This is a genomic window from Caballeronia sp. NCF2, from assembly GCF_023631205.1.
Classification (GTDB): domain Bacteria; phylum Pseudomonadota; class Gammaproteobacteria; order Burkholderiales; family Burkholderiaceae; genus Caballeronia; species Caballeronia zhejiangensis.
Genome location: NZ_JALQDN010000062.1, coordinates 124,006 through 138,767, shown reverse-complemented (window position 1 = coordinate 138,767; position 14,762 = coordinate 124,006). Strand labels below are relative to the sequence as shown.

At 60.5% G+C, this 14,762-nt stretch carries 15 protein-coding genes; 8 read left to right on the top strand and 7 right to left on the bottom strand.

The window, feature by feature from the left end; all coding sequences use genetic code 11:
* The first annotated feature begins 11 nt into the window (after positions 1-11).
* Positions 12-260 (top strand): hypothetical protein, encoded by a 249-nt coding sequence (locus NCS02_RS21555; protein ID WP_502800893.1) that lies wholly within the window; start codon positions 12-14, stop codon positions 258-260.
* A 30-nt stretch (positions 261-290) separates the two neighbouring features.
* Here NCS02_RS21555 and NCS02_RS21550 read toward each other — a convergent pair whose 3' ends face one another.
* Positions 291-713: a hypothetical protein gene (locus NCS02_RS21550; protein WP_008348325.1), complete on the bottom strand. Its 423-nt coding sequence runs from the start codon at positions 711-713 to the stop codon at positions 291-293.
* Positions 714-1,292: 579 nt separating this feature from the next.
* Here NCS02_RS21550 and NCS02_RS21545 point away from each other — a divergent pair.
* Positions 1,293-2,039 carry a FadR/GntR family transcriptional regulator gene (locus tag NCS02_RS21545; RefSeq protein ID WP_008348324.1) on the top strand — a complete coding sequence of 249 codons (747 nt, stop codon included), beginning with the start codon at positions 1,293-1,295 and terminating at the stop codon, positions 2,037-2,039.
* A 15-nt stretch (positions 2,040-2,054) separates the two neighbouring features.
* Here NCS02_RS21545 and NCS02_RS21540 read toward each other — a convergent pair whose 3' ends face one another.
* Positions 2,055-2,465, bottom strand: coding sequence for a hypothetical protein (locus tag NCS02_RS21540; protein ID WP_250457341.1), 411 nt, complete (start codon positions 2,463-2,465; stop codon positions 2,055-2,057).
* A gap of 543 nt (positions 2,466-3,008) precedes the next feature.
* Between NCS02_RS21540 and NCS02_RS21535 the strand changes: the two genes are divergently transcribed.
* Both NCS02_RS21535 and NCS02_RS21530 read left to right on the top strand, forming a co-directional pair.
* A complete protein-coding gene (locus NCS02_RS21535) occupies positions 3,009-4,094 on the top strand; it encodes a glycosyltransferase (RefSeq protein WP_175981077.1) in 1,086 nt (361 codons plus the stop codon).
* Positions 4,091-4,945, top strand: coding sequence for a polysaccharide deacetylase family protein (locus tag NCS02_RS21530; RefSeq protein WP_250503299.1), 855 nt, complete (start codon positions 4,091-4,093; stop codon positions 4,943-4,945). The genes NCS02_RS21535 and NCS02_RS21530 overlap by 4 nt, the downstream gene beginning before the upstream one ends.
* 1 nt (position 4,946) lies before the next feature.
* On the opposite strand, the gene NCS02_RS21525 is transcribed toward NCS02_RS21530, so the two are convergent.
* Positions 4,947-5,774, bottom strand: coding sequence for an alpha/beta fold hydrolase (locus NCS02_RS21525; protein WP_250503298.1), 828 nt, complete (start codon positions 5,772-5,774; stop codon positions 4,947-4,949).
* 260 nt (positions 5,775-6,034) lie between these two features.
* On the opposite strand from NCS02_RS21525, the gene NCS02_RS21520 reads away from it, so the two are divergent.
* Together NCS02_RS21520 and NCS02_RS21515 are read left to right on the top strand one after the other, a co-directional pair.
* Complete coding sequence (locus tag NCS02_RS21520) at positions 6,035-6,682, top strand: carbonic anhydrase (RefSeq protein ID WP_250519973.1); 648 nt, start codon at positions 6,035-6,037, stop codon at positions 6,680-6,682.
* An 82-nt stretch (positions 6,683-6,764) separates the two neighbouring features.
* On the top strand, positions 6,765-8,342 hold the full coding sequence (locus NCS02_RS21515; protein WP_250503297.1) for a SulP family inorganic anion transporter: 1,578 nt from the start codon (positions 6,765-6,767) through the stop codon (positions 8,340-8,342).
* Positions 8,343-8,391: 49 nt separating this feature from the next.
* Here NCS02_RS21515 and NCS02_RS21510 read toward each other — a convergent pair whose 3' ends face one another.
* Together NCS02_RS21510 and NCS02_RS21505 are read right to left on the bottom strand one after the other, a co-directional pair.
* A complete protein-coding gene (locus tag NCS02_RS21510; RefSeq protein ID WP_008348315.1) occupies positions 8,392-9,057 on the bottom strand; it encodes an O-methyltransferase in 666 nt (221 codons plus the stop codon).
* A 118-nt stretch (positions 9,058-9,175) separates the two neighbouring features.
* On the bottom strand, positions 9,176-10,459 hold the full coding sequence (locus NCS02_RS21505; protein WP_175981069.1) for a LysR family transcriptional regulator: 1,284 nt from the start codon (positions 10,457-10,459) through the stop codon (positions 9,176-9,178).
* A 144-nt stretch (positions 10,460-10,603) separates the two neighbouring features.
* Here NCS02_RS21505 and NCS02_RS21500 point away from each other — a divergent pair, with 144 nt between their 5' ends.
* Both NCS02_RS21500 and NCS02_RS21495 read left to right on the top strand, forming a co-directional pair.
* Positions 10,604-11,104 (top strand): universal stress protein, encoded by a 501-nt coding sequence (locus tag NCS02_RS21500; RefSeq protein WP_250503296.1) that lies wholly within the window; start codon positions 10,604-10,606, stop codon positions 11,102-11,104.
* Between the two features lie 182 nt (positions 11,105-11,286).
* Complete coding sequence (locus NCS02_RS21495) at positions 11,287-12,060, top strand: L,D-transpeptidase (protein WP_250523284.1); 774 nt, start codon at positions 11,287-11,289, stop codon at positions 12,058-12,060.
* Between the two features lie 32 nt (positions 12,061-12,092).
* On the opposite strand, the gene NCS02_RS21490 is transcribed toward NCS02_RS21495, so the two are convergent.
* Both NCS02_RS21490 and NCS02_RS21485 read right to left on the bottom strand, forming a co-directional pair.
* A complete protein-coding gene (locus NCS02_RS21490; RefSeq protein WP_250503294.1) occupies positions 12,093-13,850 on the bottom strand; it encodes an IlvD/Edd family dehydratase in 1,758 nt (585 codons plus the stop codon).
* 77 nt (positions 13,851-13,927) lie between these two features.
* A complete protein-coding gene (locus NCS02_RS21485) occupies positions 13,928-14,758 on the bottom strand; it encodes a siderophore-interacting protein (RefSeq protein WP_008348310.1) in 831 nt (276 codons plus the stop codon).
* Positions 14,759-14,762: the final 4 nt, after the last annotated feature.

Genomic DNA, 14,762 nt, shown 5'->3' with positions numbered 1-14,762 from the left:
CGAGGGAAAAAATGAGGACAATGCCGGTGCGGGTTCCGGTCGCGCTGACGGCAGGTGTGACGATAGGCGGGTCGGGCGTTGCGATGGCGCAGTCGGGCGGCAACGGCAATGGCGGATCGGGCAGGGGCAACGCTCACGGCGCGGCAACGGCCGGGCCGACCGTCGGCGGCGACAACACGTCCACGCCCGGCAGTACGCGCCCGGGCAGCTTCCACTCCAAGCACAAAAAGAAAGCGAAGCCCGCGACGACGACCCAGTGACGGGCCGATCGTAGCGGCGGGCGTTGCCGATCAGACCGCGACGCTTTCGATGTCGATATCGTCGGTGCCGAGGCGCGAGAAGATGTCGCAAACGGCCCGCATCTCCGCTTCGTCGCGAATGCTCACGATGACGCGTGTAATGCTGCATGCCACGTCAGCGTCGCCGCCGTCCGCGCCGAACGAGGGGAGGATGTCGTCGCTCGACATGTCGAGTCCGTAGGGATAGTCGTGCGTATCTACCACGCCCAGATGTTCCCCGTGCCCCGCGTATTCCGCCGCGATCCATTGTGTCTGCGCATTGTTGCTCTGCGTTTGCGAAGTATGGAAATCCGCGAAGCCGCTCATGCTCGCCACGCGCACGCGGTCGGCCGCGATTCCTTCCGCGCGCAGGTCTTCGAGTGCTTCATCCAGCTTACGGGAGCCGTAGAACGCTCCGCTTACTTCACGCATCATTTGCTCGTCTCCTTGCCTGCCAACCTCGATGCCGCGTCTCAGTATCGCTGTGAAAATTGCGAATGTGAATACGGATGTCCACCGGTTGAGCGCCTGTCCGATGAGTGACTTGCGCGAGAGGCGAAAGACGTGTGGTGCAACGCATAGACATGCGTGGCGATTAACCGGTGAACCGCTGTGATCGGGCTCGCGACTGCGCGAGTCGATGGCGAATCCAACGGATGCGGCATGGACTCGCGAGCCGGACGATGAAGCGAACCGCCAATGCGCGGACAAAAAGGATATTTGCCGACGTTCGGCTGATGCCGTCTGGCGGGCGCGTTTCACTTCATGCGGTACATGAACTTTACGCCGCAACGAACGGTTTATCAACGCTTTGCTTTGTCCCTATTCGGACGTTTTCGATAGGGATTTCCATCATGACCGGCACAGCGTCGAACAGAGCTCGCCGCGTCATGCGGCTCGCTCAATGAAGCGATTATTGGTTCTAGAAATTGCCTCGATGGAACGCGATAGTCATCGTACAAGCTGTCCCGCGCCCTATAATTGCTCATCGAGCATACAAAGATCGGCCTTTCAATGTCCCAAGCACTCGCGTCCGGCGCGCTTCGCCGCTCCCGAAATCTCACCGAGGAAGTCGTCGCCGAGTTATCGGAGCGGATTCGCAGCGGCGCGCTTCAGCCCGGCGACAAGCTGCCGACCGAATCGGAAATCATGGCGCAACTCGGCGTGAGCCGGACTGTCGTGCGCGAATCCATTTCGCGATTGCAGGCTGCGCGCCTCGTTCAGACGCGGCACGGCATCGGTACATTCGTGCTCGAAGCGGGCGATCAGGAGCGGTTCCAGATCGAGGCCGCCGGCGATCTCACCGTGCGCGACGTGATGGCGATTCTCGAATTGCGCATCAGCCTCGAAGCCGAGGCGGCCGGTCTCGCGGCCATGCGCCGCACCGATGAAAACCTCGCGCAGATGCGCCGGGCGCTCGACGAATTCGAGCGGCTCATCGAAGCGGGCGAAGGCAGCGCGGTCGCGGCCGATGTGGCCTTTCATCTCGAGCTTGCGAAGGCTACCGGTAATCGTTACTTCCATAGCATCCTGAGCCAGCTCGGCAACACGATCATTCCGCGCACGCGCGTCAATTCGGCGGCGCTTGCGCATAACGATCCTTCTGGCTATCTCGATCGCGTGAATCGCGAGCATGAAGATATTTTCGATGCGATCGAACGCCGCGATCCCGAAGCAGCACGCGCGGCCATGCGGATGCATTTGTCGAACAGCCGGGAGCGGCTGCGGCGCGCGCATGAGGCGGCATCGAAGAATGACTGATCGCAGTGGCGTCGTTTAATCTTCTTCGAGCATGACCGAAAGCGTGCCGGCTTCGCTTTGCACGCCGGCATCGAGATCGATCTCGTGCGGCGCCATCCTGGCAATCGCGCGCAGAAGACGCGGCGAGAAGCGCGCGCCGAAACGCGCGATCTCGGCCTCGCGTGTAGCGTCATCGGCATGTGAGAGCGCGCGCAACTCATTCAGCGGCAAGCCAACGAACAGATCGAGCGCGTAAGGCGGCGCATCCGAAGCGGCCGTCGTCCGCGACGAATCCGGCGCGCGTATGCGCAGGCCCGGTTGCAAATGCGATTCGAGCTCCATCGTCACTTCATAGTTCGCTTCCAGCTCGAGTGCCGCGTGCGCTTCGTTTCGTAAAAACGGCGCGACGGATTGCAAGCGGGCCAGTTCATTGTCTGAGAGCAGCATGATTTTTTCCTCCGGATATCGGTTGAAGTTATCACGCTCGAATGATGCTTGCCGGCCGAGAAAAATCGACCGAAAGACGGCGTTGCGGTTCGTTCTAAACGCGCCTAATTACTGTTGCGATGGGTTGTCGAGCTATCGTCCAAAAGGCTTGCTTGAGCGCGTGCGCATCAAACGTTTGCGCAATCGGCCCAATTCTTATCGCATGCTTAAGCACCCGCATGTCCGACGGGTTAGTTCGGAATCCCCCAATTCCACGCTAGGATCCGAATAGCTAAGCTGACGAAATTGCCAGCTACGAGTCAACCGAACGCGTAAGTGAGCCGTTAGCCTTTCACGCACTCGGTTCACTTCGTCGAAGAATCGTTATCGACGGATCGCCACTTCGGCGCGCGTTCATCTGCTTGCATTCTTTCTTTCGATAAGCCTCGTTCGAGGCCATATCAAATTCCTTGCGTTTTTTTACGAATCGCCAAGGCCAGTAAGGTAATGTGAATATTACGAAATATTTCCGACAGGAATGTGTCGGACGTGGAGACCAGGCGTTTGAAGATCCTACATAGCGAGTCCTCGAAGGGATGGGGCGGTCAAGAAATACGGACGTTGAAGGAGATGGTCGCGTTGCGCGAAAGCGGCCATACCGTCGAGCTGATTTGCCCGAGCGATGCGCGGCTCGGGCAACGTTGCGCCGAACTTGGGTTCGCCGTTCACCACGCGCGCATGCGCAGTGGCGGCGACATGCGATCGATTCTGGCCATCAAAGCGCTTCTGCGTCGCCGCGCGTTCGACGTGCTCAACACGCATAGTGGCCACGACAGTCTCGTTGCCGGCGCGGCGGGGCGGCTGGCGCGCACGCCGCTCATCGTGCGTACGCGGCATCTGGCATTGCCCATCTCGTCGCTCGCAACTTATACATGGCTTCCGCATCGCGTGATCGCCGTGAGTCATTACGTGCGCCGCTATCTGATTTCGGCGGGTGTTGCGGAGAAGCGCGTGCAGACTATTTACGATGGCATTCCGAAACCTCAGCATGTCTCGCATTCGACTTTGCGCGCGGAACTCGGTCTCGGTGAGGACGCATTCGTTGCGTGCATGGTTGCGATCATGCGCGACAAGAAGGGACATGAAGATCTTATTGCGGCAGTGCGCCCGCTCGTCGACACGCATCCCAACCTGCATGTTGTGATGGCGGGCGATGGTCCTTTGTTCGAACGCATCAAGGGAATCGTCGATAGCTTCGGCCTCGCCGATCGCATTCACCTGCTGGGCTTTCGCACCGATATCCCCAATATCTTTCGCGGTTCCGATCTATTCGTTCTTCCCACGCATCAAGAAGCGCTGGGCCAGGCTTTCATCGAAGCAATGGCGGCGGGCTTGCCGGTCATCGGCACGCATGTCGATGGCGTGCCGGAACTGATCGAAGACAACGTGAATGGACTGCTCGTGCCGCCGCACGATCCCGTTGCATTGCGTGCGGCGATTGTCCGCATGATCGACGATCCGGCGTTGCGCCAGCGTCTGCGCGACGAGAGCCTTCGCATCACCGAACGTGGCTTCACCATAAGCGATATGGCGGACGAAACGGCCAGTTTCTATCAGCGCGCATTGCACGAACGAGGTCATCGCAGATGAGCGCGAAGTATGCACGCGCCGTTCCCGTGCTGATGTACCACCACGTCAGCACATCGCCCGGCATGATCACAGTGACGCCCGATAACTTCGCCGCGCAAATGGACTACCTTGCGCGCGCGGGTTATCGCACCATCGGCGCGGCGCAACTCGCAGGTTTTCTGAGCGGCGAGGACGTGCCCGCGAAATCGTTTGTCATCACTTTCGACGATGGTTATCTCGACAACTGGGTGCACGCGCATCCGGTATTGAAGCGCCATGATTTTACGGCGCTGTGCTTTCTTGTCAGCAGTTGGCCCGGCGAAGGCGGCGTTCGTCCGAATGCATCGGATAACTTGGCAACGATGCCGAGATTGCTCGATCATCGTGCGGGGGAGCGCGCAATCGAAAATGGATACGCCGATGATGTGATCCTGCGCTGGTCCGAAATCGAAGCGATGCGTGAAGCCGGCACGTTCGAATTTCATAGCCATACGCATTCTCATGTGCGCTGGGATCAGGTTGCGGGTTCGCGCGACGAGAAACGCAAGGCGTTGCAGAACGATCTGAGCGCCGCGCGTGGCGCACTGCGCACGCGTCTCGGCGAAGTATCCGATCATCTGTGTTGGCCGCAAGGTTATTACGACGACGACTATCGGGAAGTCGCGTTGAATGCGGGATTCAGGCACTTCTACACATGCCACACTGGAACGAACGTCGGCGCGAATCCGCTGGATCGCGCTGCATCCGACGATACCGAACGTACGATCAAGCGGCTCGAAGTGCGCGACCGGCCGGCTTCGTGGCTGGCATCGCGTTTATGGGTGCATACGCGGCCCGCGATAAGCCGAGCTTATCTGAAGATCAAACGCTGATTCACTGCTGATGCGTTCGCACGAAAGCGGCGATCGCATCGTTCACTGCATCGGTCGCATCGCGATGCGGCGAGTGGCGGCACTGCGGGAGCTTGACGAGCTGCGCGTGCCCGACAGCCGCCGCGATCTTGTCGAGTTGCAGCATCGACGCATATTCGTCGTCCAGGCCTTGAATGGCGAGCAATGGCCGTTTGATCGACGATATTTGTTCCGTGATGTCCCAATGCAAGAACGCGGGATTCAGCCACGCATCGTTCCATCCGTAAAAGGCTGAATCCACATCGTCGTGATAAGCCTCGAGCTTTTCTCGGAACGACGTCGTTTCATACATTTCACGCGCCTTTGTGATGCCTTCCACGGTCATCGGTTCCACGAACGAATGCGGAGCGAGGACGGCGAGACCGGCAAGCGATTCGGGAAATGCTCGGGCGTAGAGCAGGGCGATCGTGCCGCCATCGCTATGCCCGACGAGCCACATGCGCGCACGTTCCCGTGCGTCGATGTGGAGCGCATCGAGCAATGCGGGCAATACTTTTTGCGCTTGCAGATGCAGAAACTCGACCGGCCACTTTTCTTCGGCGCGCCGTGGCGTGGATCGGCCATAACCTGGCCGCGAATAGACGAGTCCCCTGCAGTTCAGGCGATCGCAAAGCATTTGCGGCCAGCCTTTCCATAGCGCGATCGAGCCCAGTCCTTCATGCAGGAACACTGCGATAGGCGCATCGGCGCGCTCCGGATTCAGCCACTGATATTCGATGCGCACCGAAGAAGCGGCGCCATTCAGTTCGACGAAGCGCGTCGTGTCGATGCTTGCTGCAGGGTCGGTCATCTGTTTGCGAATGCTGAGCGTGAAGTACAAAGATTATCAGACGGCGCGCCTGCAGCTTTGAACCCACTGGCGAATGCATCATTGGTCCTGCGCGATCTTTCAAAAAAAATAAATTTATTTGTCTGTTTTTTCTCTGGACAGCGCTGAACTTTTTCTGCGAAAGTTATTCGTAAGAATCTCGCTGCACTGCAACGCAGATGCGGCCCTTATTCGAATACTTGCGTGTGCAACTATGGCGCGCCCGTTCTGGAGAGATCTGCATGAATCGACCGAAACGAATGCTTCTGGAAAACATTGCCTGGGCGCGCGAGACCGCGCACGCCGACGCGCAATTTTTTCCGCGTCTCGCCCAAGGACAGAGCCCTAAAGTGCTGTGGATAGGCTGCGCGGATAGCCGCGTGCCCGCCGAGACTGTGACGAACGCCAATCCTGGCGACCTCTTCGTACATCGCAACATCGCTAACCTTTTTTCTCCATCCGATGACAACACGTTGAGCGTGCTCGAATACGCGGTGCGCGTTTTGAAGGTCGATCACGTAATCGTTTGCGGCCATTACGGATGCGGTGGCGTGCGCGCCTCGCTCCTGCCGAAATCGAGCGACCTGCCGCATGTGAATCGCCGGATCGCGCCGCTGTGCGCGCTGGGCGAACGGCATCGGCACGAACTCGATTCATTCGGCGAGCTCGACGCGCGCGCAAATCGACTCGCCGAACTGAACGTGCTCGAACAAGTGCGGCTTTTGCGAGAACACGCCATCGTGCGAGAGCACGACGTGCCGCCACGCGTTCATGGCTGGATCTTCGGCCTGTACGACGGGCTCATCAAAGTGCTCGCTTCGGGCTATGCCGAAGAGAGCGACAGTCGCGACATTGCGAGCGCGCAGGTCACATCGCTTCGGGCCGCCTAAGCCCGCTCATTTCCAACGATCGCTTATCGATGCGAGGTCGCTTTCGCGACATTCGCAGGACCCAACTCGTTCGAAAAAAACCATGAACTCGCATAACCGTCTAGCCACTTTTCCGCGAGACATGTTCGCGGGCACTGTCGTGTTTCTCGTCGCGATGCCCTTGTGTCTCGGCATCGCCAATGCATCCGGCGTGGAGCCGTTCGCCGGTCTGCTGTCGGGCATTATCGGCGGCCTCGTCGTCGCGTTGCTGAGTGGCTCGCAATTGAGCGTGAGCGGCCCTGCCGCGGGCTTGATCGTCATCGTCGTCGATGGCATCGCCGGGCTTGGCAGCTTCTCCGCGTTTCTGCTCGCGGTGCTGCTTTCAGGCGCGATTCAATTCGGCTTCGGCATGTTGAAAGCGGGGCGCTTCGCGGCCTATGTGCCTTCGTCGGTTATCAAAGGCATGCTCGCGGCTATTGGCCTATTGCTCGTCATCAAGCAGATTCCGCTTGCTGCGGGATTCGCGAATGCAGGCGCGACTGCAGCGAACGGTCCGGGCATGCTCGACACGCCCTTCGGTCCGATATCCGCAGCGGCGTGCATTGTCGCCGTAGTCTCGCTTGCGATGCTCGCAGGCTGGGAAACACGCTCGATGCGTCGCTTTGCGCTCGTGCGCGCCGTGCCCGCGCCGCTCGCAGTGGTCGCGTTCGGCATCGGTGCGACTCTGCTGCTCGATCTGTTCGCGCCTGGCTTCGCACCGCCCGCGCAACATCGCGTCGCGCTGCCGTCGCTGGAGTCGTTCACCGCGTTCACGAATGCGCTCGAATTGCCGAACTTCTCGCAGTTCGCGAACCCCGATGTGTGGCGGCTCGCATTCACGCTTGCTATCGTCGCAAGCCTCGAAACGCTGCTGAGCCTCGAAGCTGTCGAGCAACTCGATCCCAAGAAGCGCGCGGCGCATCCGGATCGCGAGCTGAAGGCGCAGGGCATCGGCAATATGATGGCAGGTGCGATTGGCGCGCTGCCGATAACTTCCGTCATCGTGCGCAGTTCGGCGAACGTGCATGCGGGCGCGCAGAGCCGATGGTCGTCGTTCATGCATGGCGCATTGCTACTCGTGAGCGTGTTCGCGCTGACGAGCGTCATCAACCTGATTCCGCTGGCCTGTCTCGCGGCGATCCTGATCTTCACGGGTCTCAAGCTCGCCAAGCCTTCGTTGTTCGCAGCGGTCGCGAAACAGGGCATCGAGCGCTTCGTGCCGTTCATCGCGACGATTGCCGGCGTGCTGTTGACCGATCTGCTGATGGGCATTCTGCTCGGCATTGCATGCAGTCTTCTGCTTGCCATGCGCGCGAACCTCAGCCGTCCCATTACGATTGCGCAGCACGACGATCACTATCTGGTGTCGTTCAGAAAAGACGTTTCATTTCTTGGCAAGGTCACGCTGAAACATCATCTGCGCACGATACCCGACGGCGCGACGGTGATCTTCGACGCTTCACGCGCGGACTATATCGACCCCGACGTGCGCGAGGAGATCGACAGGTTCGTGGCCGCGGCGGCTTCGCGCGACATGCATGTCGAATGCAGAAAGCTGCCGCATCCTCGCTCGCAAAGTGGTGCGCCCGCATTGCGAGGCAGATGGCTCGGCTTGCGCAGGCAGGAGATGTCGTCGGAGTAAGAGGAAGTCGAACGAGGCGTCTCGATGCACCAACCGTTGCGGGCGCCGTTCACGAGACGATCGAGATCGAGAATCCGTCCCACCCTTTGCTGCCGACCGTTTGAATCGCCGTGGACGTCACGTGGGTATCGGCTGCGAGCATGTCGAAGAACTTGCGCACGCCGATGACGTCGGGGTCGGCGCTGCCGACGTCCGCCACGCGGCCACTGCGGATCACGTTGTCCGCGACGATCACCGTGCCGGGCCGGCTCAGGCGCAACACGAGGCGCAAATAGGCGGGATAACTTTTCTTGTCGGCGTCGAGAAAGATGAAATCGAAAGGCGGAATGCCGTCGCGCACGAATGATTCGAGCGTATCCACAGCGTCGCCGACAATCACCGACGCAACGCCCGACAATCCGGCGCGTTCAATGTTCTTGCGCGCGACGGAAGCATGGTGCTCGACGGCTTCGAGCGTGATGAGCGTACCGTCCGCAGGCAGGGCACGCGCGAGCCAGATCGTGCTGTAGCCGCCGAGCGTGCCGAGTTCGAGAATGCGTCGCGCGCCGCGCAACTGCGCGAGCATCTGCAGCAGCTTGCCCTGGTTTGGCGCGACGTTGATCGCAGGCAGCCCTTCGTCCGCGCTGGATTTCAATGCGGCTTCGAGTGCGGCGTCCGGCGTTTGCGTTCGATCGCACAGGTATTCGTCCATCGCCAGCCATTGCTGTTCGTTCATGGCATCTCCTTGCCGTTGCGGTTATCGCGTTCTCTCGAACGATACAACACGAATGGAGCCCAGTACAAAACGCGTCTGCGCGATAAACAATTCAGATGACCTTGAAAGCAGTTCGCAATCAAGGTGACACATTTGCGCCGACTGTCTTGACGATACTGCGCGACTCGCGCCGCAACTCATGCCCGAGTTGATCGACGGTCAAGCGGATTGCGTCGATCAATGCACGCGCGGCCGGCGAGGGCGTGCCGCCTGCGCGCATCGTAAGCCCGATCTCGCGGCGCGTGGCTTGCAGCGGAATGTCCATTACGGTTAGCTGACCCGACTCGCATTCGTAGTGCAGTTGTTGTGCGGATACGGCAGCGAGCATGTCGGTATGCATCAGGAGCCCGCGAATGACCGCGAGATCGGCGGTCTCGACGGTCGGCATCGGCGGTTTCAGTTTCCATCGCTTGAACTGCGCTTCGAACATTCCGCGCGCGGGTGCCTGGCTACGCGGCAGAATCCATTGTGCAGCGATCAGGTCCTTGAGCGTCAGGGCACTTCGCGCTGCAAGCGGATGCCCGCGACGCGCGATCACGACGATATCTTCCGACATGAGGCGCTCATTGACGAGTCCGCTCGACGCATCGTTCTGACGCAACGCGCCGAGCACGAAATCGATATCGCCGGCACGCAGTCCCGCGACCAGCGTTTCATACGAGCTCTCATCCGTCACGACGCGCACGCCTGGATATTGCGCGGCAACGCGCGCGATCGCGCCAGGCAGGATCAACGTTCTGCCAAGCGGCAGCGCGCCGACCGTGACATAGCCTTGAATCGTGCCGCGCAGCGCCGCGAGATCATCAGGAATGTGGCGCAGTTCGTTCAGCGCGCGCCGCACATGCAGCACGAAAGTTTCGCCTTCGCTGGTGAGCAGCAACCCGCGCGGACTGCGATAAAACAGTTGCATGCCAGCGCCGGTCTCCATGATGCGGATCGCGCTGCTGACGGCCGGTTGACTGAGCCCCAACGTCTGCGCTGCGCTCGGCATATGCCGATGGCGCGCGAGTGCCGAGAACAACTGAAGCCGCCGTGTATTGAGCAGAAAGGCCGGGAGCGTGCCGCCTGTCGCGGTCCGACGCCGTGACTGGCGCGTGGCGCACCACTGCGCCAGTTCTTCGAGTTCGGCGAAGATGCGCTGGCAGCGCAACAGCACAGCGCGTCCCGCAGGCGTGGGCAACATGCCCGACGGACGACGCTCCAATAAAGTTTCCCCGACCGCCGCTTCGAGTTCCTGCAGCGAGCGTGTGACCGCCGATTGCGCGCGGAACAGCGCCGCTGCGGCGCGCGTGGCGCTGCCCGTTTGCGCGACGAGCCGAAATGCGCGCAGATACGCGAGATTGAGCAGTTCCCGATTGTCCATGTGAAGGTGCCCGATGGCATCAGTTTGATTTATCGCATCGTACAGGCTCGTGCGCTTCGCGCTCACTTTCCCCTAATTGTCGTCGCCGATCATGATGTCATGCATAGAGCGATGGATGTCATCGATTGATCGGAGGGTTGCGCCATGTATCGACATATCCTCGTCGCAGTGGGCGCGAGTTTCAGCGAAGCCGCTCTGTCGACCGCGATTGCGCGGGCGCGCGAAAACAACGCGCGTCTGACCGTGCTGCATGTGATCGAATCGTCGCCGTGGTGGGCGGGATGGCAGATGGAATGTCTATCGGACCTGCCCGCGCTCGTGAATCAGCTCGCGCTCTTGATTCGCGGCAGCAGCGAGAAGATGCTTCGGCGTGCGGGCATCGATGCGGACTGGCAAACGCGCACGTTGCCGCGAGACGGGCGCAGCGTCGGCCGCATCATCGCCGATGAAGCCAATCGCCTCGATGCGGATCTCGTCGTGCTCGGTGCAAGGAAGCGCGGCGTCTTCAGCTTCGGCATGGACCGTGTTCGTAACGTGGTGTGCCGCCATACGAATCGGGAGGTGCTGATCGCAACCGCATGCGTCGCTGATTCGGCGGACGTGATTGAGATTCGCGGCGCGGCGTTGCAAACGCATCACGCCTGATGCGCTTATGCGACGGTATCGGAAACCGCATCACCCACGCGTAGAGAAACGCGTGCTGCGATATGTCGCGGTACAACCAGAAGTGGCTGATCGACAACCCCTCGGAGAGCGTTGATAATCGCATCGCTTCAATTTTTGCGACGACTTCGTTTTAAGAGGGATAGGGAGTGCGTAGTTTCTGTTTGGGCCAGCGCCGTTGGAAATGGCTGGCTGTAGGTGTCGTGGCTGTGCTGGCGTTAGGCGCGCTAGCCGCAAGCGTCAATGTCATGCCTTCTGACGCGGCGGCAAATGTATCGATGGAAGCGGTCGCGTCGAGCCCGGTGCTCGCTTCGGATCCCTTGAAAGGGCTGTCTGTAGTCGATGCAATCGAGGTGATTCAGGCTCAGGCCAGTGCATCGTATGCTGCGAATCCAGCCATTGAACCTCACGATGGAAAGACGGCCGGCCCCGTCGTCCCGGATGGTTTCAGCTTCGATACGGCACCGACACCCGCATCCACGACGGTGCCTTCCATTTGCTCCAAAGCCAAGCACATCATTTGTGTCGATAAGACGACTTTCACCGCAACGGTTTATAAAAATGGCATAGCGCAGTGGTCGTATTATGTGCGTCCCGGCGATGCCCGCGGTGCGCGATATGCCACAGGCGAAGGTCGCGGACGCATAGCTTTCAAGAGCCGCCATCACATTTCAAAGGCCTATGGAACGCCCATGCCCTATGCGATGTTCATTGCATGGGACAGGGATCAAGACAAGCACTCCGGTCAGGCCTTCCACCTCTCATACGATTTTCAGAACCAAGGATATGAGGGCGCCAGCCATGGCTGCATGGGAGTAGGATCAGAGGCAGTCATGCAGCGACTGTGGGAGACAAGTCCTGTGGGCACGCAAGTGTATGTCTATCGCAGTTCCAAAGATCCTTCGGAAGCCGTGGCTGACGGATCGAGTCCCGGTTGAAAAAAAGGCCACGCTCAAGTGGCCTTTCGAGCCTATCGGCGCGGTATCACCCCGCGGGTCTGCGTAGCTCGAAGAAAGTCGAAGTCGACGCCTTTGTCCGCCTGGGTGACGGTGTCATAGAACAGCTTGCGATAACCGCGATCCGCAGTGGGAATCGTGACCGGCGACCCTTTAGCGCGCGCTGCGAGTTCTTCATCGCTGATGAGCAGACTGATCTCGCGTTTCGATACGCTCAGGCGAATGCGGTCGCCCGTTCGAACATGCGCGAGCGGACCGCCCACCGCCGCTTCAGGCGTCACGTGCAACACGATGGTGCCGAACGCAGTACCGCTCATGCGTCCATCCGAGATGCGGACGATATCCTTGACGCCCTTTACCGCGAGCTTGCGCGGGATAGGGATATAACCCGCTTCGGGCATGCCCGGCGCACCCTTCGGCCCGATGTTCTTAAGCACGAGGATATCGTCGGGCGTGACATCGAGATCATCCGAATCGATGCGGGCCGCGAGATCGGCGCCGTTCTCGAACACGACCGCGCGCCCTTCGTGTTCCATCAACTTCGCATTCGCCGCCGATTGCTTGATGATCGCGCCGCCCGGCGCGAGATTGCCGTCCAGCACCGCGATGCCGCCTTGCGGATAGATCGGCTTGTCGAAGGGGCGCACGACATTCTGCGCGAAAGCGGGGCCCGCAGCATCGATCTCTTCGCCGAGCGTGCGGCCCGTCACCGTCAGCGCGTTCAGGTTCAATAGCGGCTTCAATTCGCGCAACAGCGTAGCCATGCCGCCGGCCTTGTGAAAGTCCTCCATGTAATGCGATCCGGACGGCTTCAGATCGACGAGCACGGGAGTCTCGCGTCCCATGCGATCGAGCGCTTGCAGATCGATGTCATAACCCATGCGTCCCGCGATCGCCGTGAGATGCACGATGCCGTTGGTCGAGCCGCCTATCGCGAGCAGCACGCGCATTGCGTTCTCGAATGCTTCAGCCGTGAGGATCCTGTCGATGGTGAGATTCTCGCGCGCCATCTGCACGGCCTGCGTGCCAGTGAGCTCGGCAACGCGCATACGATCCGACGTCACCGCAGGCGGCGAGGCGCCGCCTGGCACGGTCATGCCGAGCGCTTCGGCGATGCACGCCATCGTGCTCGCCGTGCCCATCACGGAACATGTCCCCACGCTCGCGACGAGTCGATTGTTCACCGCTGCGATTTCCGCTTCGTCGATCTCCTCCGCGCGAAAGCGGCCCCAATAGCGCCGGCAATCGGTGCATGCGCCGACGCGCTCGCCGCGATGGGCTCCTGTAAGCATCGAGCCGGTGATGAGTTGAATCGCGGGAACGCCCGCCGATGCCGCGCCCATCAACTGCGCGGGCACGGTCTTGTCGCATCCGCCGATCAGCACGACCGCGTCCATCGGTTGCGCGCGGATCATCTCTTCGGTGTCGATCGACATCAGATTGCGCAGATACATGCTCGTCGGTTGCGAGAACGATTCGGCGATCGATATGGTCGGGAAATCCATCGGCAAGCCGCCCGCGAGCATCACGCCGCGTTTGACGGCTTCGATGAGTTGCGGCGCATTGCCATGGCACGGGTTATACGCGCTGCCCGTATCGACGATGCCGATGACGGGCCGATCGAGCGCACTATCGGTATAACCCGCGCCCTTGATAAACGCCTTGCGCAGAAAAAGCGAGAAGCCATTGTCGCCATAGCTCGTCAGCGATTTGCGCAGGCCGCTCGGTTGCGCGGGTTCGTCATCGGACTTTTTCTTGAACGTGTCGGTCATGGTCGCCCTGCCGTGTGATAAGCGTTGAACGTCTCCGTGCCTCGATTATCACCGGTTTATCGTCGGGCGATCACGAATCAACCGTCGATCGTTTCGTGCACGCCTTGTTCGCCGCGTTTCCAGTAAGCCGAAGCGCGAATGCGTTTCTTGTCGATGCCGCGTTCGTCGCATAGCAGCTTGCGCACTTCGCGCATGAGCGTGGCTTCGCCCGCCGCCCACACATAGCCTTCGCCATCGGGCACATAGGTTTCGCGAAGGGCGAGCAGCAACGCGCCGCCGGGATGTGAGCTTTCGTTGCGATAACGCCATTGCGCGTACAGATCGGCGCGCGTGTCGAATTCGATACGCGCGGAAGGATCGGCCACTTCGATGAGCGTCGCGACGCGCGTGCCTTCGGGCAGTTCTTCGAGACGACGCGCGATGGCGGGCAGCGCGGTTTCATCGCCGATCATCAGATGCCAGTCGAAGTTAGTTGGGATGACGAACGAACCGCGCGGTCCACCGATACCGAGATGCTGACCGGGCGCGGCCTGCGCGGCCCAGGCCGTTGCTGGACCGGCTTCGTGGAGTGCAAATTCGATATCGAGCTCGCGCGCATCACGGTCGAAACGACGCGGCGTGAAATCGCGCGCAATCGGACGCGGTTTGGCCGGATCGAACTCGGGACCGTTCGGACCCGCTTGCGGCAGCGCGGGCAGGGTCTCGCCCGGCGCGGGGAAAAACAGCTTGACGTGATCGTCGAACGATGCGCTGACGAAATCGTCGAGCGAGTCACCCGTGAAGGTCACGCGCACGAAGTGCGGATTGAGCGCCTGGACGCGCGTGACTTTCAGCAGCCGAAACTTGAGCGCGTGGCGCACACGCGTGACTTCGAGATCGGGCCGGTCTTGCAGGATGGAATCGGTCATCGTC